This is a genomic window from Enterobacter sp. K510, assembly GCF_055804875.1.
Genome location: NZ_JBNRLQ010000007.1, coordinates 134,962 through 154,005, shown reverse-complemented (window position 1 = coordinate 154,005; position 19,044 = coordinate 134,962). Strand labels below are relative to the sequence as shown.

Genomic DNA, 19,044 nt, shown 5'->3' with positions numbered 1-19,044 from the left:
TCAGTAAATAAGCCGCCGCAAAGAGTTGTTATTTCAGCAATTCACGAATTAATTGTCCGAGGATCTTCACCGCCTGTTCCTGGCGGTCGCCCCACTCCCAGGAGGTGTTAAAGCGGAAAAACGGCACCCAGGCGTCGGAGGTGGAAAACATCTTGCCCGGCGCGATGCTGATGCGGTGCGCCAGCGCCTGCTCGCTTAATTTTCCCGCATCCAGGGTTGCGGGCAGTTCGATCCATAAAAAGTAACCGCTGTCGTTGTGGTGAATCTTCACCTCCGACGGAAGATGGCGCAGCAGCGCCTGCCAGCTTTGCTGTTTGCGGGCGGCGAGCGTGCGACGCAGGCGGCGCAGATGGGCGTCGTAACGCTGGGTGGAGAGGTAATCGACCAGCGCCAGCTGCACCGGCGAACTGGTGGATAAGGTGCTCATCAGTTGTAGCTGCTGGATACGCCGCGCGTGTTTTCCCGCCGCCACCCAGCCGATACGAAAACCCGCCACCAGACATTTTGAAAATGACGAGCAGTGCAGCGTCATGTCCTGGGTATCCCAGGCTTTCGCGGGCAAGGGTTTTTCACGTCCGTAATACAGCTCGCTGTAAACATCATCCTCTATCAGCGTGACGTTATGCTGGGCCAGCAGCGCGACCAGCCTGGCTTTTTTGTCGGCGCTGAGGGTAAAGCCGAGCGGGTTCTGGCTGTTGGTCATCAACCAGCAGGCTTTTACCGGATAGTCGTTCAGCGCCTGAGCGAGCGCTTCCAGATCGATACCCTCTTTCACGTCCGTCGCCACCGACAGCGCCTTCAGCCGCAGCCGCTCCAGCGCCTGCAATGCGCCGTAAAAACAGGGGTTCTCGACAATCACCCAGTCTCCCGGCTGCGTGACCGCCTGCAAACTCAGGTTGAGCGCTTCCAGCGCCCCGGCGGTGATCACGATTTCATCCGGCGAAATAGTCATGCCCTGCTGGGCGTAACGGCGGGCAATGGCATGACGCAGCGCGGCATTGCCCGGCGGCAGGTTTTCGATCACGCTCATGGCGGTGGCGGTTTTGCCAATCGCTGAAAGCGAGCGGTTAAGCTGCTGCTGCGGGAAAAGATGTGGATCGGGAAACGCCGAACCAAACGGCAGCACCGAGGCGTCACAGCTGGCCTGTAATACGTCAAAAATGTAGGTGTTGATGTCCACCGCCTCATCTCGCATCACCTGCGCGGGCGGCGTCAGTTTCTGGCTCACCGGACGCGGCGCGACGAAATAGCCGGACTGCGGGCGGGCGACGATGCGCCCCTGGCTTTCCAGCATCTGATAGGCATGGCCAACGGTCATAAAGCTCAGGCCGCTGTGCGTCACCTGCTCGCGCAACGAAGGTAAACGGTCCCCTGGCTGCCAGACGCCGAGCTCAATCTGGTCGATAATTTGTTGCGCAAGGCGCTGATATTTTTTCATTTCACTTACACAAAACTAACCTAAACTTACCGTACCACGACAGTTGCCCTTTCGCTATATCAGTTCACTCAAAATGACGGCTTTTCGCAAACTGTTATCTAAAAATATCGGGTATCTGCGTCTGCACGTTTTACTCCCGGATCATTACCATTAACGCTAACAGCAGGTTATCAGAGGTTGTCTATGTTCGGTCTTGATGCGTTTCATCTGGCGAGGATCCAGTTCGCTTTCACGGTTTCATTCCACATTATCTTTCCGGCGATCACCATCGGGCTGGCCAGTTACCTTGCGGTGCTGGAAGGATTGTGGCTGAAAACCAAAAATCCGGTATGGCGTGCGCTGTACCATTTCTGGTCGAAAATCTTCGCCGTAAACTTCGGTATGGGGGTGGTTTCCGGTCTGGTGATGGCCTATCAGTTCGGCACTAACTGGAGCGGCTTTTCGCAGTTTGCCGGCAGTATTACCGGGCCGCTGCTGACCTATGAAGTGCTGACGGCATTCTTCCTTGAGGCGGGTTTTCTCGGCGTGATGCTGTTCGGCTGGAATAAAGTCGGGCCGGGGCTGCACTTTCTGGCGACCTGCATGGTGGCGCTGGGTACGCTGATGTCCACCTTCTGGATCCTGGCGTCCAACAGCTGGATGCACACCCCGCAGGGCTTTGAGATCGTCAACGGTCAGGTGGTGCCGGTGGACTGGTTCGCGGTTATTTTCAACCCTTCCTTCCCGTACCGGCTGCTGCATATGACGGTGGCGGCGTTTCTCAGCAGCGCCCTGTTTGTGGGGGCGTCCGCGGCCTGGCATCTGCTGCGCGGTAATAACACCCCCGCTATTCGCACCATGTTTTCCATGGCGCTGTGGATGACGCTGATTGTCGCGCCCATTCAGGCGATGATCGGCGATATGCACGGGCTGAACACGCTGGAGCATCAACCGGCCAAGATCGCTGCCATTGAAGGCCACTGGGAAAACAGACCGGGCGAAGCGACGCCGCTGTTGCTGTTCGGCCTGCCGGATATGGAAGAAGAGCGCACCCGCTACGGGCTGGAGATCCCGGCGCTTGGCAGCCTGATCCTCACGCACAGTCTGGATAAACAGGTTCCGGCGTTAAAAGAATTTCCGAAAGAGAACCGTCCCAACTCCACCATTGTGTTCTGGTCGTTCCGCATCATGGTGGCGATGGGCCTGCTGATGATGCTGCTTGGCGTCGCGGCGCTGTGGCTGCGCTATAAACACCGCCTTTATGAGTCACGGCCTTTCCTGCATTTTGCGTTATGGATGGGGCCTTCCGGACTTATCGCCATTCTCGCCGGATGGGTGACGACGGAAGTCGGCCGTCAGCCCTGGGTGGTGTATGGCCTGCAACGCACTATCGACGCGGTTTCCGCCCACGGCGATTTGCAGATGAGTATCAGCCTGCTGACCTTCTTCGTGGTCTATACCTCGGTCTTCGGCGTCGGTTACAGCTACATGGTGCGCCTGATCAAACTGGGGCCGCAGCCACCTGACGAACATCCCACAGATGGCCGGCCTGCCCGCCCGCTGTCGGCCACCAGGGAGGAGTTTAAATAATGGGTATCGATCTGTCGGTAATCTGGTTTGTGATCATCGTCTTCTCCACGCTGATGTATATCGTGATGGACGGCTTTGATCTGGGCATCGGCATTCTGTTTCCGCTGGTACAGGATGAAGACGAACGCGATGTGATGGTCAACACGGTCGCCCCGGTATGGGATGGCAACGAAACCTGGCTGGTGCTGGGCGGTGCGGGTCTGTTCGGTGCGTTCCCGCTGGCCTATGCGGTCATTATTGACGCGCTGACCATCCCCCTGACGCTGATGCTGATTGGGCTGATTTTCCGCGGCGTGGCCTTTGAGTTCCGCTTCAAAGCCACCCCGGAACATCGCCCGTTCTGGGATAAATCGTTCCTGTGCGGTTCGATCCTCGCCACCTTCACTCAGGGTATCGTGGTGGGCGCGGTGCTGAACGGTTTCCCGGTGACGGGTCGTACGTTCAGCGGCGGTCCGCTGGACTGGCTGACGCCCTTTAACCTGTTCTGCGGTTTTGGACTGGTGGTGGCTTATGCCCTGCTGGGCGCAAGCTGGCTGGTAATGAAAAGCGGCGGTGAACTGCAGGAGAAAATGCGTCGTTCGTCGAAACAGCTACTGCTGGCGCTGCTGGTGGTAACTGCGGTGATCAGCCTGTGGACGCCGCTGGCGCATCAGGCGATTGCCGATCGCTGGTTCAGTATGCCGAATATTTTCTTCCTGATGCCGGTACCGGTGCTGGTGGTGCTGCTGAGCCTGTGGCAATGGCGCAGCCTGAGCAATGTCGAGCACCATTCGTTGCCCTTTGTGCTGACGCTGGGGCTGATTTTCCTGGGCTTCAGCGGCCTTGGCATCAGTATCTGGCCGCACATTATCCCGCCGTCCATCACGCTGTGGGAGGCGGCCGCCCCGCCGCAAAGCCAGGGCTTTATGCTGGTCGGCGCGCTGCTGATTATTCCGGTGATCCTGGTCTATACCTTCTGGAGCTACTACGTGTTCCGCGGCAAAGTTAAACCCGGCGAGGGCTATCACTGATGCAGAAACCTTTATGGAAACGGCTGATGTGGCTGGTGATCATCTGGGGCGCCAGCGTGCTGGCGCTCGGCGCGGTGAGTATGGGGTTCCGGCTGCTGATGAGCGCGGCGGGGTTTAAGGCACATTGAGTCGTTATTTAGTGCCCGGCGGCGCGTTGCTTGCCGGGCCTACAAAATGACGCAACCACATCATACCCCAGGCCGGGTAAGGCGTTGCCGCCACCCGGCGTTGCCGTCAAACCCCTTTGCGTTTCGGCAAGGTCTTCATCAGATCTTCAGGACTCATTGACGCCACCACGCTGCCCGGATGCGGCATTTTGAGGATATGATTTTTGATCTTGCCCACCACGTGCATCTCGCACGGACGGCAGTCAAATTTCAGGGTTAACACCTCATCGCCATGCACCAGCTGCATTGGCGTCGCTTTCCAGCTCTTGATCGAACCTTTAGCCTGTTTCGGGCAGAGATTAAATGCAAAACGCAGGCAGTGTTTAGTGATCATCACCGGCACGTCGCCCTTCTCTTTGTGCGCCTCGTAAGCGGCATCGATCAGCTGTACGCCGTAGCGATGATAAAACGCCCGCGCTTTGGCGTTATAGACGTTGGCGAGGAACGACAGATGCGTTTCCGGATACACCGGCGCAGGTACCGCCACCGGTTTACGGCTGCCGCGCTCATAGTTAGCCAGACGGGCGTCGTCCAGCAGTTCAATGGTTTCACGGCGCAGCTGGTTGAGCAGGCTGTTCGGCACAAAGAGCGCGCCTGGCAGGTTTACCTGAATATCGCGCGCGTAGTAACGGGTCTGGCCTAATTTTGCCAGGCCATCCTGCAACTGGTTTAACGCTTTTTCGGCGTTATTGGCTTCATCGAACTGACCGTCCAGCGTATGGGTGACGCTGATGCCGTCTTCACAGGTGACGGTGAGGATCAGCTGTTCCTGCCAGCCGCCCAGCTCGATATCCACCGCGATACGGCGTTCGCTGGAGGTTTTGGTCAGCGCCTGCTGCCAGTTATGGTCGAGGTTGCGGTTCAGCGCGGTATGCGGCTTCACTTTATGCAGATCGGCGGGCATCTCGTTCGGGAAGACGCGATAACGGTTTTCGGCGGTTTTCTCCACCGTGTTGGCGCGAAAACCAACGATTTCGCGCTTGATCATCACGTTCAGCCCGTCGCCGTTCGCCAGGGGTTCAGTGACTTCCACATCCAGGTGATCTTTACCCACACGCAGGACTTCTCCTACCGGCAGGCCGATAAATTTCGGCGAATCAAAGGCGCCGATGTCAGCCTTACGGGCATTCACAAAATAATCGGTACTACCACGATGGAAAGTTTTATCCGTGGACGGAACAAAGAAGTGCTCGGTACGCCCCGCTGAAGAGCGCGCCAGGTCGCCGCGATCTTCAATAATGGCATCGAGCATCTGGCGATAATGGGCGGTGATGTTCTTCACATAGCTCATGTCCTTATAGCGCCCTTCGATTTTGAAGGAGCGCACACCGGCGTCAATCAGCTGCCCAAGGTTGGCGGTCTGGTCGTTGTCTTTCATCGACAGCAGGTGTTTTTCATAGGACACCACGCGCCCCTGATCGTCTTTCAGGGTGTACGGCAGACGGCAGGCCTGCGAGCAGTCGCCGCGGTTGGCGCTGCGCCCGGTCTGCGCGTGGGAAATGTAGCACTGACCGGAGTACGCCACGCACAGCGCGCCATGAATGAAAAATTCAATGGTGGCGTCGGTGGCCTGATGGATGGCTTTGATCTGCTGAAGGTCAAGTTCACGCGCCAGTACGATCTGCGAAAAGCCGACATCCGAGAGGAATTTGGCTTTTTCAACGCTGCGAATATCGCACTGGGTGCTGGCGTGCAGTTCAATCGGCGGAATATCCAGTTCCAGCACGCCCATGTCCTGGACGATCAGCGCATCCACGCCGGTCTGGTAGAGATCGGTGATCAGCCGCTGCGCCGGTTCCAGTTCATCATCATGGAGAATGGTGTTCAGCGTCACAAACACCTTCGCGCCATAGCGATGGGCAAAAGGCACCAGTTTCGCAATGTCCTGCAAGCTGTTGCTGGCATTGTGGCGGGCACCAAAGCCGGGGCCGCCGATGTACACCGCATCCGCGCCGTGAAGAATGGCTTCGCGGGCGATGTCGGTATCACGGGCCGGGCTTAATAATTCAAGATGATGGGATTGCAGGCGCATACGGTCGTCGTTATCCAGGATGGTCAAAATGGCCGCTATTGTAGTGAGAATAGCCCACAGACCAAAACACTTTCCACGCCTTAACCGCGGCTTTTTTCTTTGGGGTAATGGATCAGTGAATGAAAGTGCACGGTCTGCGCGGTGCTGTTGCGATAGGCATGCGCTTTATCCGCCGCAAAACGCAGGCCGCTGTTGGCGCTAATGCTCTGCCACTGGCCGTCGAGACACATCTCCAGCACGCCTGAAATCACCACCACATGTTCAATCACACCGCATTCGTGGGGCGTGGATTCGCTCAGCGCGCCGGGGGCCAGCGTGATGGAAAACAGATCAAAGTGCAGTTGCGCATCCCAGGGGAACAAGGGCGTGATAACCATCGCCTGCTGGTCGGGATCGTAGGCCTGCGGCGCCATCGTATCGGGCGCGGCAATAAAGGTCGAAAACGGCACGTTCAGGCCGGTGGCGATTTTCCACAGTGTCGCCACCGTCGGGCTGGACTCGTTGCGCTCAATCTGGCCGAGCATCGCCTTGGATACGCCGGTTTCTTCCGCCAGCCGTGACAAACTCCAGCCCCGCGCCTGACGCAGGCTTTTCAGCGTCCCGGCCAGATACTGTGTCAGATCCATCATTTTCTCCTGGTTGCATTACCCGTCGCTTGTACGTTATAGCGCACAATGATAGTTTGTGCGGACGTTATAACGCACAAGGATCATTATGCGTCCGTTCTCTTTCCCACTCCCCGCGCTGCTCGCGGGTTTTGTTGCTGTGCTGGTCGGTTACGCCAGCTCGGCGGCCATTATCTGGCAGGCCGCTTCTGCCGCCGGTGCCAGCGAGGTGCAGATCGCCGGCTGGATGACCGCCCTCGGCCTCGCGATGGGCGTCAGTACGCTGGCGCTGACGCTATGGTACCGCGTTCCGCTGCTCACCGCATGGTCCACGCCCGGCGCGGCGCTGCTGGCGACCAGCCTGCACGGGGTAAGCATTAACGAAGCGGTAGGCGTTTTTATTTTCGCCAATGCGCTGATCCTGCTGTGCGGCCTCACCGGCTTATTTGCGCGGCTGATGAAAATTATTCCCCATTCGCTGGCCGCCGCCATGCTGGGCGGCATCTTACTGCGTTTTGGCCTGCAAGCCTTCAGGAATATTGAGGGACACTTTTTATTGTGCGGCAGTATGCTACTGGCGTGGATGCTGGGCAAGGCGTTCGCGCCCCGCTACGCCATCGTCGGCACGCTGCTGGCGGGGATTGTCGCCGCATGGGCTTCGGGTGACGTTGTCACATCCGGGCTGCATTTTAACCCGGTCATGCCGGAATTTATCGCCCCGCAGTTCAGCCTGACCACCCTTATCAGCATCGGCATTCCTTTTTTCCTCGTCACCATGGCATCGCAAAACGCGCCTGGCGTGGCGACCTTTCAGGCGGCGGGCTATCAGGTTCCCGTTTCGCCGCTGATGATTTTTACCGGCGGGTTAACGGTACTGCTGTCGGGTTTCGGCGCGTTTTCGGTGTGCATTGGCGCGATCAGCGCGGCGGTGTGTCTCAGCCCGGATGCGCATCCTGACGCCAGTAAACGCTGGCTGGCTGCAATGGCTGCCGGAGGGTTTTATCTGCTGGCAGGGATTTTTGGCGGTTCCATTACCGCGCTGATGACGGCGCTGCCGGTGAGCTGGATCCAGACGCTGGCGGGGCTGGCGCTGCTCGGCACCTTCAGCGGCAGCCTTTATCAGGCGCTGGCGCATCCCCGTGAGCGTGACGCAGCCATTGTCACTTTCCTCATCACCGCCAGCGGCATTACGCTGCTCGGCATCGGCTCCGCCTTCTGGGGATTGATTATTGGCGGCGCATGCTACGCCCTGCTGTCACGCGCGGCGCGCGCGTAGCTGCGACGGCGTTATACCGGTGACGCTTTTAAAGCGGTTGCTGAAATGGCTGGCGGAGTTAAAGCCGCAGGCCAGCGCAATATCGGTCAGGGAGCTGTCGCTGTAGCGCACCATCTGCTCGGCCTGCGCCATGCGGCGCTGCATCACATACTGGTGCGGCGCCAGCCCCATCGACTGGCGGAACATGCGCGCGAAATGGAATTCGCTTAATGCCGCTTCGGCGGCCAGATCCGCCAGCGTCAGCGGTTGCGCGAGGCTGGCGTCAATATAGGCCAGGACGTTGCGCAATACCGACGGCGACAGCCCGCCGGTGACGGTCGGCAGCCGCCAGCGCACGTTGCTGTAGTGCTGCACCAGATGGGTTAACAGTAAGGTTGAGGCAGTGCTTAGCGTCAGCTGGTTCGCCTGCTGCTGCCAGTCGCAGCCGAGCAGAAAATGACGGTACAGCGCGGTGATCTGCGCGTCTTCGCCAAACATCTGTTCGTTCAGGGTTAAGGATGCGGGACGGCGATCCCAGATTTGCTCGCTGACCGTACGCAGATGCGCATCGGTACAGTAGAGATGCACAAAGGAGAGGTCGTCGCGAATATCCCAGCTGGATTCGCTGTCGGTCGGCATCAGGCAGAAACGATCCGGGCCACCGCCATTTTTCCAGCCGCCGGACGTTTTGTGATAGCTCTCGTAACCGTCGGCGATGTACAGGCTCAGCGTGTGGTGATCGCAATACTGGGTGATGTTGTCGCGCGTGTTTGACCAGGCCGCCAGCTGCATACCGGTATTAAGCGCCACCGAATCATGCAGCACCGCATTGTGATTGCGCAGATTTTCAAACGCCCGATAAGTTTCCGCCATAACGCCGCTTAACAAATGATTAACCAGATCCGCAGTTTACCCGCCTTCCCCGCATATTGTCCCGCCGCCCGATAAAAAAGCGCAAGAATTTGCAAGTTGACCGCAACGCGGTGCAAGCCGCGGGCGAAATACCGCGCCAGAATCAGCAGCAGGTCAACCGTGAAGAGATAAAACATGAACGCATTATTGTATTGCCTGGTGGTAGTGATATGGGGCACCACATGGATCGCCATCTTTTTACAACAGGGCAGCGTCCCGGCACCGGTTTCTATATTCTGGCGCTTTGCGCTGGCGACCCTGGTCATCATGACGGCGCTTATTGCGTGGCGGCGACTGCGGCCGCTGGCGCGACGCGATCACCTGTTTTGCCTGTTGCAGGGCGGCTGCGTGTTCGGCTTTAACTTCTGGTGTTTTTATACCGCGGCGGCATGGATCAATACCGGGCTGGAGTCGGTGATCTTCTCCATGGCGGTGCTGTTTAACGCCATCAACAGTTTTCTGTTTTTCGGTAACCGGCCACCTGCCCGCTTTTATCTGGCGGCGGTGCTGGGACTGTGCGGCATCGTCGCCCTGTTCTGGCACGATCTGGTCGCCACCGATATGAGCAGTACGCTGCTGATGGGTATCGGCTTGTCGGCGCTCGGCACCCTGGGTTTCTCGATGGGCAATATGATCAGCCTGCGCCATCAGCGTAACGGGCTGGAAACCATGACCACTAACGCCTGGGCGATGCTCTACGGCACGCTGATTATGGGCGGGATTGCGCTGGTGCGCGGCGACGATTTTACCCCGGACTGGACGCTCTCTTACCTCGGCGCGCTGGTCTACCTGGCGCTGTTTGGCTCGGTGATCGGCTTCGGCGCGTACTTCACGCTGGTCGGACGCATCGGCCCCAGCAAAGCGGCATACAGCACCCTGCTGTTTCCGCTGGTCGCCCTGACCATCTCCACCCTGTATGAGGGTTATGTCTGGCATCTGAATGCAGTGTGCGGACTGGCGCTGATCCTGGTGGGTAATCTGGTGATGTTCGCCCGCCCGGAAAAGTGGTTTACCGGCAGAAGCTGGCGGGTGAAACAGGCATAAAACTGCGCCACCGGTCGGTGGCGCGCGGTTTTACTTTTTGTTGAGATCGAACATGGTGGCGTCGGTCGCCATGTCGTCAACCACCTGTTTTAAGGTTTCGACGGTCATCGGCGTGCTTTCATTGTTGAGATCTTTCCCTTCGCCCTTACGCACCACTTTCAGCACCGGTTTATTGGTGGCGGCGTCAATCAGTTCGCCTTCAAAATAGAGATGCGTGTCCATGGTACGGTGCCCGGTGGCAGCCTGCGTCCCGGCGACCAGCAGCGCGACGGGCACCACTTCATAGAACTGTAGCCCTTCTTTGCTGGAATTCACCCCGGTGATCGCCCCGCGGAAAATCAGGCTGTGCGCGCCGGGCGACGTCACCAGCGGTTTACGCTGTCCGATGGCAGGTTTCAGTTTGCTGTTGGTGTAGTTCAGCAGACCATCCAGCGTTTGCTGCCCGATTTGCGAGGTCGGTTTTGCCACCGGATAGTAAGTCACCGGATGATAAATAATGCTGTCGTACTGGTTGGGATCAAAATTGGGATCCACCCAACGCAAAACAGGTTTACCCGATGCGGAGGTGGTTTGCTGCAAGCCAGAATAATCTTTCAAAAACCCGGAATAGTTATCAGGCTCCGCCACTTTCGACGCACAGCCTGCCAGGGTGAGCAGGCCGGTTAGCACTGCAACTTTAAATAAAGTATGAGTACGCATAATAAGATCTCAGTTAGTGCACATATGCACAGGTGGTTATAGCAAAACCATTGTGTCGCTGTTGTGACTAAAAGAGGCGTGGCGCACATTTCAGGCAAATAAAAAACCCGGCGTCAGGCCGGGTAATTTATGCTCAGGCGGCTTTACGCGCCAGCAGCGTGGCGAAGCGCAGTTTAATGCGGTTGCCATTCGCATCGGTGCGGTGTAATTCCCCCGGATTTTCATTGTATTTCACGATCTCCCAGCCGTCGTAATAGTTGCGCAGTTCACCTTCTTTAAAGGCAAACGGGAAGCCGACATTGCACGGAAAATCTTCGGTATCCATGGCGGCGACAATCAGGTTATAGCCCCCCGGCACGGTGCAGCGCTGCATATTGGCGATCAGTCCCGGAATAGTCTGCGGCTCAAGGAACATCATCACCACGGTGGACAAAATAAAATCATAGTCGCCATCGAAGGTCAGCGCGTTCAGATCCTGAATAGCAATCTCAAGGTTATCCAGCCCTTCCGCCGCTTTGATGCGTTGCAGATTAGCAATGCTGTTGGGGTTTTTATCCCAGGCCGTTACGTTAAAGCCTTTTGCCGCCAGCCAGACGCTGTTGCGCCCGTTGCCACAGCCCAGATCCAGGGTTTTACCCGGTGGGATCATCGCCCCGGCTTCCAGCACTTCGGAATGGGTACGGGTCAGGCCGTATTTCTCAGTAAAATAGTTTTCATCGCGAGTGGTCATTATTCATCCTTAGCGTTAATTAATTGTGCCGGGTCGACGCGGATCAGCAGTTTGCCCTGAAATAACAGCATCAGGGTCTTGATCCCCAGCAGCACTATGATCAGGTTACAGAACACAAACAGCGGCAGCGCCAGCGTGTGAAAGAATCCCGCACCCGCGCTGTGCCCCAGATGTAATCCGGTAGTGGCCAGCGCCGACACGCCGAACGAGAAGCTCCAGAAAGTGGCGTTAAACGGCTGCGACAGATACCAGGGGATCAGCCGCAGCATAAACAGCAGTTGCAGCAGACCATAGCCAAACAGCATTTTGGCGAAGGTGTCCGCCTCGCCGCCGTTGACGCTAAACCAGGCGCTACAGGCGACCAGCGCGGGCGCAAGCTGAATGCCGAGGGACGTGCGCATGGCGACGGGCAGCTCCCCGGCGCTGCGCAGCCGGTGAAGGATCGCCGGTTCAAGGCTGAGCCAGGAGAAAACGCCGGCTCCTAAAAACACCAGCCCGGCGTCATGAAAACCGAGCGCGCCGCAGGCCATGGCGCTGATAAAGTTATTGGCTACCGTCGGCAGATACAGCCCCGGCGTGGTGGCGTCCTGCGGATGACGGCCACGCCAGAGGCCTGCGGATTGCCAGGCGGCATAGGTCAGTTGCACCGTCACCCCGACGATAAACAGTCCCAGCGCCAGCGCGCGCCACCAGGGCACCATGCCGATGGCCACCAGCATGGTGGTCGCCGGAAAGAGGCTCACAAAGCTGCTCTGCACCGGATGACGCATCTCCCGCAAAACGCTGTACGGATAGCGCGCCAGTCGCCACAGAAATGCCAGCGTCAGCAACGCCCAGATACAGGTCGCCAGCGCGACCAGCCCGTCACCAATCGCATGGCTGACCGGCCAGATAGTGCTGGCATAACGCCAGGCGAAGCCCATGCCGATAATCCCCAGCACCATCCCGAAATAACCGGCGGGCAAATGCAGCACTTTTTTGCTAACAATTCGGTTACACATTTTGTTGAATTTTTAAATGATATTTGAAATACATTTTATGGAAATTCGCGCCAGATAGCCAGTGACGTAAATTTTGCTACGCTCAGTGAAGGCTTCTGCGGAATAACCAAGATGAATAAATATCGTCTCAGCGATGAGTGCCGCACGTTCAGCTATCAGGACGGCGTGGAAAAGCGCAGCATCAGTCTGCGCCAGATTATAGCCCTTAACGATTTTAACGATGTCACTGCCGGGACGCCCGGCGGCTGGATCGATGATGAAAGCGTGCTTTCTCAGCACGGCGACTGCTGGATCTACGATGAAAACAGCCTCGCTTTTGACGGCTGCCAGATCCGCGATAACGCCCGTATTACCGGCGCATGCATTCTGCGTCATAACGCAGAGATCAGCGATAACGCCTGGGTGGACGCCGCGGAAATCAGCCATGGCGCGAGGCTGTGCGGCAGCGTGCTGGTCCAGTCATCAACAGTGCGTGGCGACTGCGACATTGCCGACGAAGCGCGGGTGCTTAACGGCAGTGAAATTATCGCCGCCCGCGGTATGACGCCCGACCAGCACCAAAGATTGCGTATTTTCCAGCGCGCCACTGTCAGCCGTTCCCGCGTGGTGCATCAGGCGCAAATCTACGGTGACGCCATCGTCAACGACGCTTTTATTGAGCACCGCGCCGAGGTGTTTGATTTCGCCCTGCTGGAAGGCAATGAAGAAAATAACGTCTGGGTATGCGACTGCGCCAAAGTTTACGGCCATGCGCGGGTGGTGGCAGGCAGTGAGGAAGACGCCATTCCGACGCTGCGCTACAGCGCGCAGGTGGCGGAACATGCGGTAGTGGAAGGTAACTGTGTGCTCAAACATCACGTGCTGGTCGGCGGTCACGCATGGCTGCACGGCGGCCCGATCCTGCTGGATAACAAAGTCATTATTCAGGGCGAGGCGAAAATCAGCGGCAATGTCTTGATCGAGCAGCAGGTGGAGATCAGCGGTACCGTCAATATCTCAGGCCAGGCGGACGGCGGCATTCATCTGAGTGGGCCAAAGGTGCTGAACGGCGCGGAGCATATCACCCGCACGCCGCTTATCGGCTCACTGTGACGCCGAATCGATAATACGCGCGTAAATATACTGATCGTCAAAGCGGCCGTTAAGGAATTCGGCCTCTTTCAGACAGCCTTCGCGCGTAAAGCCATTGCGCAGCGCTACCTGATTGCTGGCGGCGTTGTCCACCCGGCATTTGATCACAAAACGGCGCACTTCCCCGCGCGCGGCGTAAAACGCCATAAACGCCTGTAACGCCTGCGACAGCAACCCTTTCCCCTGATGATCTTCATCCAGCCAGTAGCCGATATAAGCCGTTTTATTGGACGGCTCTACAGAGTTGAACGACAGCACGCCGACGATGCGTCCGTTGTACTTCATCAGGAACATTTTCGCGTAGCCGCGCTGGTGCAGCATGATGTTGCTCTGCGCATTCTTCAGGGAGTCGTCTTCCGATCCGACATACTGCGGCCAGTCTAAAAACTGTTGCAGCCAGGCTTTGTTTTTCAACACCAGTTGGTGCAGTTCGGGGACATCCTGCTCGTTGATGGCGCAGAGCGTGAGAGTGTCGCTGACGGGAATAAGGTCGTCCTGAGTCATGGGAACTCCTTGAGGCGGGAAAAATGCCGGGTGGCGCTGACGCTTACCCGGCCTACGGTTTACAGGCGCTGAGCAGAAACGTAGGCCCGGCAAGCCTGCGCCGCCGGGCACAATACCGGCACCGCCGGGTGGCGCTGATGCTTACCCGGCCTGCAAATTACAAATATCAACGCATTACGCGGTCATCGACGTAATTACGCTTGTCGGGCGCGGGAGGGAAATACTGGTACAGCCAGGTTTCGCTGATGGCATCGCCCTGACAGCGCAGGAACATGCGCATATCCACCGGATCGGTGGAATCGTTGGTCGGATACCAGTCGAACTGGATGCGATAGCCATCGATCGGCTCAACGTAGAGGATCTCCACCTGTTTCGCTTCGCCGTTCGACAGGGTGATCACCGGCTCAATGCCCTTCGGTGCTGACGCTTTAATATCGCCGCCGACAAAATCCACCGCGAAGCGACGCGCCCATACCTGCGGATAATGCTCGCCCGGCGCCCAGCCTTCCGGGAAACCGCCCATGCCGGTACGGGTCGCCAGCACGCGCGCCATCGGCGTATGCACCGGCGGCTGTGCGCTCCAGTAGAGACGGTACTGGAAGGCGAGATCTTCACCTGCTTTGATCGGCCGCTCCGGCTGCCAGAAGCAGACGATATTATCCAGGGTTTCGCCGGTGGTCGGGATCTCCATCAGCGCCACAGACCCTTTGCCCCACTTGTTGCGCGGCTCCACCCACAGGCTCGGGCGTTTGTTATACCAGCCCATGATGTCCTGATAGTGGGAGAAATCGCGGTCCAGTTGCAGCAGCCCGAAGCCCTTCGGGTTGTCGTCCTGAAAGGCGTTGAACTGTAATTTCTGCGGGTTATTCAGCGGGCGGCAGATCCATTCGCCGTTGCCGCGCCACATCGCCAGACGGTCGGAGTCGTGGATCTGCGGGTGAATGGTGTCGCACATGCGGCGTTCGTTGTTGCCGCAGCTGAACATGCTGGTCATCGGCGAGATGCCGAGCTGTTTGATGTCTTTACGCGCGTACAGATGGTTATCCACCTCCATGATCACCTGGCTTTTCTCGCAGTGGATCACGAATTTGTAGGCACCGGTGAGGCTCGGGCTGTCCAGCAGCGCATACACGGTGAAGGTGGTGTCGGTGGGTTTCGCGGTTTCAAACCAGAAGGAGGTGAAATCCGGGAACTCTTCCGGCGTGTCGGTAAAGGTGTCAATCGCCACCCCGCGCGCGGATAAGCCGTACTGGTAGGTGCTGTCCACCGCGCGGAAATAGCTCGCGCCGAGGAAGGAAACAATATCCCGGCGCGCCAGCTCCGGCGCTTTAAAGGCGCGGAAACCGGCAAAGCCCAGATCGCTCTGCCCTTCCAGCTGTCTGGTGTCCACACCCGCGTCGTGGTAGTTGAACAACTCCGGACGGAAGTGGATCTCGCGTGCTTCAGAGGAGGCCGGATCCAGCGAGAACATGCGCACCCGGCGGCGGAAACCCATGCCGACGTGGAAGAACTGAATATCCAGCTGGCGATCCGGGATGTTGTTCCACAATGAGTGCTGCGCATCGTACTGGATGCTGTTGTAAGCCTGCGGCGTCAGTGTGGCCAGCGTATCCGGCAGCGGCTTAGGTTTACCGGCCCAGGCGTTCTGCGCCAGGTCATGGGCCATGGATTGCAGCACGGAAAAATCGAAGCGACGGCTTTGACCATCGGCAATGCCAGGTTCCGCAGCAAATGCCGCACGGGGGAAGAGAGAGGCGAATCCCGTTGTTCCGCACGCAGCGGCCAGGGCCATAGAGCCTTTAATAAATCGTCTGCGGTTCATGCCTGAGAAAACATCCTTCTGGTCGGGTGAATGCGTTCCGCCACTGGCGAAACAGCGGCATCAAAAAGAACGCTCACTCTAGACAAAAAACATAGAGAATCCAATGCCTGGTTGGTGATCGTCTGCGCAAAGTTGCAATATCGCCCTGTCGATGGGAGCGCACTGATTCCTGCGTAAAGAAGTGTATGAAATGTCAACAGAATGTATGACTAACACGCCGATTTTTTAGGGGTAATCATCCGCTGTTTATACTTCAGCGGCGCACAGCCCATTACATCATTGAAACACTTAATAAAATAGGTGACATGGTTAAAACCACTTTGCGTGGCGATGTCTGCCACAGAAAGGGTGGAATGTTCCAGTAATTCACAGGCATGTTTGATGCGGCGAATAATAATATATTCCTGAATGGTGCCGCCGGTTTCCTTACGAAATGTCCTGGACGCATAACTCCCTGAGACATTCAGGCTGGCCGCCATATTTTCGAGGCTAATTTTATGTGCATAATTCACCTCGATATAATTCATGATTTTCGATGAAAGTACCCCGCTGTTCCCTGCCCTGACATAAACGCCACTGGAGAGAAAACCCAGAATATTTAACAGCAGCAGCGCCATGAGTTCGGTTTTACTGCCCGCTTCATGATAACTTTCCCAGAAGGTTTGCAGCATTCCTGCAAATTTATCCGCCGCGCCTGAAAGATCGTAAATCGATACCCGCGCTCCGGCGTCGGCTATCTGTAAAAATAATTGATGCCGCTGGGAAAAAGGGCGCAGATAGCCGCTCATCATCGCCGCATCGACATGAATAATAGTGCGGCGATAACGGTTAGTATCGGAATTCTCCACCATAACCTTGTGGATTTTACCCTGTGGAAAAACAAAAAGCCGCCCTGCTCTGGCGGTGAATTTCTGATTATCCACCACCACAATGCCCACCCCGCTTTCGATGTAAAGCAGCTCCAGGCACTGATGCCAGTGGTAATAGTTCACACTCCTGCCGCTGCTTCTTTTGAATTCCGCTGAGAAGTCATCAAGGCTGATGCGATCTAACAGGGCCTGGTCAGTCATGGGCTAAGGTCAAGATAGTTAAATTTTGCTTCAGCATAGTTAAAAATATTCCCCGAAAATAGCCGTATTATCCTGTCTGCTTCCCTCCATGTTTTCTTTTGTGATCTTGCTAACGCTTCGCGGTGCTGATCCCCCCTATTTTCGTCGTCATCGAATACAGAGTGAAACTTTGTTTCAGTTACTTCATCGAGTAAGGAAATATGATTTACATACACACTAAATTGCCTGAGATACAAACACGATCGGAAACTAAAGCGTGTTTTAAAAACTTATTTAATGCCGTCTGGCAACAGCGCAATGATGACTGTGCGGGTATTTTAACCGGTAATCGCATTCCTCTTTACGGCGAAAAAACCGCGGCGATGGAAACCTTCAGCCGCCTGCTGTGGGGAATATTTCCCCTGTTAGCGCAGGGAGAAGTTAATCACGACATCACCGCGGAAATTATTCGTCGTATGGCCGAGGGTACCGACCCCTCGCACCCGCATTATTGGGGTGACGTGGGGGACTTTGACCAGTTGAGCGTTGAAATGGCGGTGTTTGGCGCAGGCCTGGCGCTGGCAGGTAAACAACTGCGGGATCAGATGCGCGATGAGGAGTGGCAACGGCTGATCGACTGGCTGCGGCAATTACGCCATGCAAAAATTCCGGCGAATAACTGGTCGTTTTTTCCCGTCATGATCGAAATGGGTTTTTGCCTGTGCGGTGAGTCCTGGTCGATGGACATTATTCAGCAGCACTTTTCCCGCCTGGACAGCTTTTACTGTGGCGATGGCTGGTACAGCGACGGCCTTAATCGACCCCGCGATTATTATAATGCGATGGCGCTGCATTTTTACGGCCTGATCTATTCCCGTCTGATGGGCGATTATGATCCGCAGCGCTGCGCCCTGCTGCGTGAACGCGCCGATCGCTTCGCCCGCGATTTTATCTGTTTTTTTAATCACGACGGCGCGGCCATCGCTTTTGGCCGCAGTATGACCTATCGCTTTGCACAGGCCGCTTTCTGGAGCGCCGCCGCGTTTGCCGGGTTAAGCACTTTTCCGCCTGGCGTGCTGAAAGGCCTGGTGTTACGTCATCTCAACGACTGGCTGCAACGGGACATTCTCGACGCGCGCGGCGTGCTCACCGTCGGATATGGCTACGCCAGCGATCTCATTGCCGAAGAATACAACGCGCCCGGCTCGCCGTACTGGGCCTGTAAGCTGTTTCTGGTGCTGGCCCTTAATGACGATCACCCCTTCTGGGCCAGCGATGCGCAGCCGTTGCCTCCGCGCGAACCGCGCCGCGCCTTACCCCATGCCGGACAAATCATTATTGACGACGCCGTTGCCGGACATCATTACCTGCTTAATGGCGGCCAGTGGCCAGGGAAAAATTACGCCAACAGCGAAAGCAAATACAGCAAATTTGCCTGCTCGTCGCTACTGGGATTTAACCTGGAACGCAGCCGCTACGGTATCGAACTCAACGCCTGCGATTCCATGCTGCTGCTCTCGGAGCACGACGGGTATTACCGCGGGCGTCGCACCAGCGAACTGAAAACCTGCACGGAAAACGAACTGCATTTTGTCTGGTCGCCGTGGCCGGATGTCACTATCCATAGCTGGCTGCTGCCGCTCGCGTCAGGCCATCTGCGTCTGCATGTGGTCAATACCGCGCGATCGCTGCACAGCGTGGAAGGCGGCTTTCCGGTGCCGATCACCGGCAATCCGCAGCGTTCCTTTGATGCCTGCTTCGGAACCTGCGTCAGTCCGCAACACGGTTTTTTCTCGCGCATGGTGGATCTGTCACCGGCGCTGGCGCGCCCCTGTAGCCTGATCGTCAGCCCGCCTGCCAGCAATATTCTTTACCCCTGCTGTAGTGCCGTTCCGGTTCTGCAACAGGATCTCGCGCCCGGCGAGCATATCTTGTGTTGTTTTGTGCACGCCGGGACCACCCCGCCTGATGAGGTTGCGCTGCCGGAAATTATCCGTCAGCCGCAGCATATTCAGGTGGTGCTTCACCCCCATGTTTATGACATCCCCTTGCCCTGTACCGTCACTGTGGAGTAGG

18 protein-coding genes are annotated in these 19,044 nt (G+C 57.0%); 7 read left to right on the top strand and 11 right to left on the bottom strand.

Going from position 1 to position 19,044, the window contains the following annotated elements; genetic code table 11:
- Positions 1-28: 28 nt before the first annotated feature.
- On the bottom strand, positions 29-1,438 hold the full coding sequence (locus tag ACQUTD_RS13930) for an aminotransferase class I/II-fold pyridoxal phosphate-dependent enzyme (protein ID WP_473275848.1): 1,410 nt from the start codon (positions 1,436-1,438) through the stop codon (positions 29-31).
- Positions 1,439-1,621: 183 nt separating this feature from the next.
- On the opposite strand from ACQUTD_RS13930, the gene ACQUTD_RS13925 reads away from it, so the two are divergent.
- From ACQUTD_RS13925 to ACQUTD_RS13915, 3 genes are read left to right on the top strand one after another with little or no spacing between them, the layout of a single operon-like run.
- A complete protein-coding gene (locus ACQUTD_RS13925) occupies positions 1,622-3,007 on the top strand; it encodes a cytochrome ubiquinol oxidase subunit I (protein ID WP_072568525.1) in 1,386 nt (461 codons plus the stop codon).
- Positions 3,007-4,017, top strand: coding sequence for a cytochrome d ubiquinol oxidase subunit II (gene cydB, locus ACQUTD_RS13920; protein WP_473275851.1), 1,011 nt, complete (start codon positions 3,007-3,009; stop codon positions 4,015-4,017). The genes ACQUTD_RS13925 and cydB overlap by 1 nt, the downstream gene beginning before the upstream one ends.
- The gene (locus ACQUTD_RS13915) at positions 4,017-4,145 is read left to right on the top strand and encodes a DUF2474 domain-containing protein (RefSeq protein ID WP_318362917.1); all 129 of its coding nucleotides are present in this window, start codon (positions 4,017-4,019) and stop codon (positions 4,143-4,145) included. The genes cydB and ACQUTD_RS13915 overlap by 1 nt, the downstream gene beginning before the upstream one ends.
- Positions 4,146-4,251: 106 nt before the next feature.
- Here the strand turns inward: ACQUTD_RS13915 and ACQUTD_RS13910 are convergent, their stop codons facing one another.
- Complete coding sequence (locus ACQUTD_RS13910; RefSeq protein ID WP_473276123.1) at positions 4,252-6,216, bottom strand: U32 family peptidase; 1,965 nt, start codon at positions 6,214-6,216, stop codon at positions 4,252-4,254.
- A gap of 80 nt (positions 6,217-6,296) precedes the next feature.
- Complete coding sequence (locus ACQUTD_RS13905) at positions 6,297-6,842, bottom strand: helix-turn-helix domain-containing protein (RefSeq protein WP_473276127.1); 546 nt, start codon at positions 6,840-6,842, stop codon at positions 6,297-6,299.
- Between the two features lie 88 nt (positions 6,843-6,930).
- On the opposite strand from ACQUTD_RS13905, the gene ACQUTD_RS13900 reads away from it, so the two are divergent.
- Positions 6,931-8,097: a benzoate/H(+) symporter BenE family transporter gene (locus ACQUTD_RS13900; protein ID WP_473275855.1), complete on the top strand. Its 1,167-nt coding sequence runs from the start codon at positions 6,931-6,933 to the stop codon at positions 8,095-8,097.
- On the opposite strand, the gene ACQUTD_RS13895 is transcribed toward ACQUTD_RS13900, so the two are convergent.
- Positions 8,077-8,949: a helix-turn-helix transcriptional regulator gene (locus ACQUTD_RS13895; protein WP_072569451.1), complete on the bottom strand. Its 873-nt coding sequence runs from the start codon at positions 8,947-8,949 to the stop codon at positions 8,077-8,079. The genes ACQUTD_RS13900 and ACQUTD_RS13895 overlap by 21 nt on opposite strands.
- A gap of 8 nt (positions 8,950-8,957) precedes the next feature.
- The gene (locus tag ACQUTD_RS13890; RefSeq protein WP_473275859.1) at positions 8,958-9,125 is read right to left on the bottom strand and encodes a hypothetical protein; all 168 of its coding nucleotides are present in this window, start codon (positions 9,123-9,125) and stop codon (positions 8,958-8,960) included.
- On the opposite strand from ACQUTD_RS13890, the gene ACQUTD_RS13885 reads away from it, so the two are divergent.
- Entirely contained in the window at positions 9,124-10,032 is a 909-nt protein-coding gene (locus tag ACQUTD_RS13885; protein WP_473275862.1) for an EamA family transporter, read from the top strand. The genes ACQUTD_RS13890 and ACQUTD_RS13885 overlap by 2 nt on opposite strands.
- A gap of 30 nt (positions 10,033-10,062) precedes the next feature.
- Here ACQUTD_RS13885 and ACQUTD_RS13880 read toward each other — a convergent pair whose 3' ends face one another.
- The 3 genes from ACQUTD_RS13880 to tehA all read right to left on the bottom strand — a co-directional run bounded on the left by ACQUTD_RS13880 (position 10,063) and on the right by tehA (position 12,462).
- A complete protein-coding gene (locus ACQUTD_RS13880) occupies positions 10,063-10,731 on the bottom strand; it encodes a DUF3313 domain-containing protein (RefSeq protein ID WP_072568532.1) in 669 nt (222 codons plus the stop codon).
- A gap of 133 nt (positions 10,732-10,864) precedes the next feature.
- Entirely contained in the window at positions 10,865-11,461 is a 597-nt protein-coding gene (gene tehB, locus ACQUTD_RS13875) for a tellurite resistance methyltransferase TehB (protein WP_072568533.1), read from the bottom strand.
- Positions 11,461-12,462, bottom strand: coding sequence for a dicarboxylate transporter/tellurite-resistance protein TehA (tehA, locus tag ACQUTD_RS13870; RefSeq protein ID WP_473275865.1), 1,002 nt, complete (start codon positions 12,460-12,462; stop codon positions 11,461-11,463). The genes tehB and tehA overlap by 1 nt, the downstream gene beginning before the upstream one ends.
- Positions 12,463-12,573: 111 nt before the next feature.
- Here tehA and ydcK point away from each other — a divergent pair, with 111 nt between their 5' ends.
- The gene (gene ydcK, locus ACQUTD_RS13865; protein WP_473275868.1) at positions 12,574-13,554 is read left to right on the top strand and encodes a YdcK family protein; all 981 of its coding nucleotides are present in this window, start codon (positions 12,574-12,576) and stop codon (positions 13,552-13,554) included.
- Here the strand turns inward: ydcK and rimL are convergent.
- From rimL to ACQUTD_RS13850, 3 genes are all read right to left on the bottom strand, one after another.
- Entirely contained in the window at positions 13,546-14,097 is a 552-nt protein-coding gene (rimL, locus tag ACQUTD_RS13860) for a 50S ribosomal protein L7/L12-serine acetyltransferase (RefSeq protein WP_473275870.1), read from the bottom strand. The genes ydcK and rimL overlap by 9 nt on opposite strands.
- Positions 14,098-14,263: 166 nt before the next feature.
- Positions 14,264-15,919 (bottom strand): glucan biosynthesis protein, encoded by a 1,656-nt coding sequence (locus ACQUTD_RS13855; protein WP_473275873.1) that lies wholly within the window; start codon positions 15,917-15,919, stop codon positions 14,264-14,266.
- A 209-nt stretch (positions 15,920-16,128) separates the two neighbouring features.
- Positions 16,129-16,989 (bottom strand): AraC family transcriptional regulator, encoded by an 861-nt coding sequence (locus ACQUTD_RS13850; RefSeq protein WP_072568538.1) that lies wholly within the window; start codon positions 16,987-16,989, stop codon positions 16,129-16,131.
- Between the two features lie 200 nt (positions 16,990-17,189).
- On the opposite strand from ACQUTD_RS13850, the gene ACQUTD_RS13845 reads away from it, so the two are divergent.
- On the top strand, positions 17,190-19,043 hold the full coding sequence (locus tag ACQUTD_RS13845; protein ID WP_473275877.1) for a DUF2264 domain-containing protein: 1,854 nt from the start codon (positions 17,190-17,192) through the stop codon (positions 19,041-19,043).
- Position 19,044 lies beyond the last annotated feature (1 nt).

Coding starts and splice junctions, on each gene's coding strand:
- ACQUTD_RS13930 (WP_473275848.1), bottom strand. CDS start 1,438: ATGAAAAAATATCAGCGCCTTGCGCAACAAATTATCGACCAGATTGAG.
- ACQUTD_RS13925 (WP_072568525.1), top strand. CDS start 1,622: ATGTTCGGTCTTGATGCGTTTCATCTGGCGAGGATCCAGTTCGCTTTC.
- cydB (WP_473275851.1), top strand. CDS start 3,007: ATGGGTATCGATCTGTCGGTAATCTGGTTTGTGATCATCGTCTTCTCC.
- ACQUTD_RS13915 (WP_318362917.1), top strand. CDS start 4,017: ATGCAGAAACCTTTATGGAAACGGCTGATGTGGCTGGTGATCATCTGG.
- ACQUTD_RS13910 (WP_473276123.1), bottom strand. CDS start 6,216: ATGCGCCTGCAATCCCATCATCTTGAATTATTAAGCCCGGCCCGTGAT.
- ACQUTD_RS13905 (WP_473276127.1), bottom strand. CDS start 6,842: ATGGATCTGACACAGTATCTGGCCGGGACGCTGAAAAGCCTGCGTCAG.
- ACQUTD_RS13900 (WP_473275855.1), top strand. CDS start 6,931: ATGCGTCCGTTCTCTTTCCCACTCCCCGCGCTGCTCGCGGGTTTTGTT.
- ACQUTD_RS13895 (WP_072569451.1), bottom strand. CDS start 8,949: ATGGCGGAAACTTATCGGGCGTTTGAAAATCTGCGCAATCACAATGCG.
- ACQUTD_RS13885 (WP_473275862.1), top strand. CDS start 9,124: ATGAACGCATTATTGTATTGCCTGGTGGTAGTGATATGGGGCACCACA.
- ACQUTD_RS13890 (WP_473275859.1), bottom strand. CDS start 9,125: ATGTTTTATCTCTTCACGGTTGACCTGCTGCTGATTCTGGCGCGGTAT.
- ACQUTD_RS13880 (WP_072568532.1), bottom strand. CDS start 10,731: ATGCGTACTCATACTTTATTTAAAGTTGCAGTGCTAACCGGCCTGCTC.
- tehB (WP_072568533.1), bottom strand. CDS start 11,461: ATGACCACTCGCGATGAAAACTATTTTACTGAGAAATACGGCCTGACC.
- tehA (WP_473275865.1), bottom strand. CDS start 12,462: ATGTGTAACCGAATTGTTAGCAAAAAAGTGCTGCATTTGCCCGCCGGT.
- ydcK (WP_473275868.1), top strand. CDS start 12,574: ATGAATAAATATCGTCTCAGCGATGAGTGCCGCACGTTCAGCTATCAG.
- rimL (WP_473275870.1), bottom strand. CDS start 14,097: ATGACTCAGGACGACCTTATTCCCGTCAGCGACACTCTCACGCTCTGC.
- ACQUTD_RS13855 (WP_473275873.1), bottom strand. CDS start 15,919: ATGAACCGCAGACGATTTATTAAAGGCTCTATGGCCCTGGCCGCTGCG.
- ACQUTD_RS13850 (WP_072568538.1), bottom strand. CDS start 16,989: ATGACTGACCAGGCCCTGTTAGATCGCATCAGCCTTGATGACTTCTCA.
- ACQUTD_RS13845 (WP_473275877.1), top strand. CDS start 17,190: ATGATTTACATACACACTAAATTGCCTGAGATACAAACACGATCGGAA.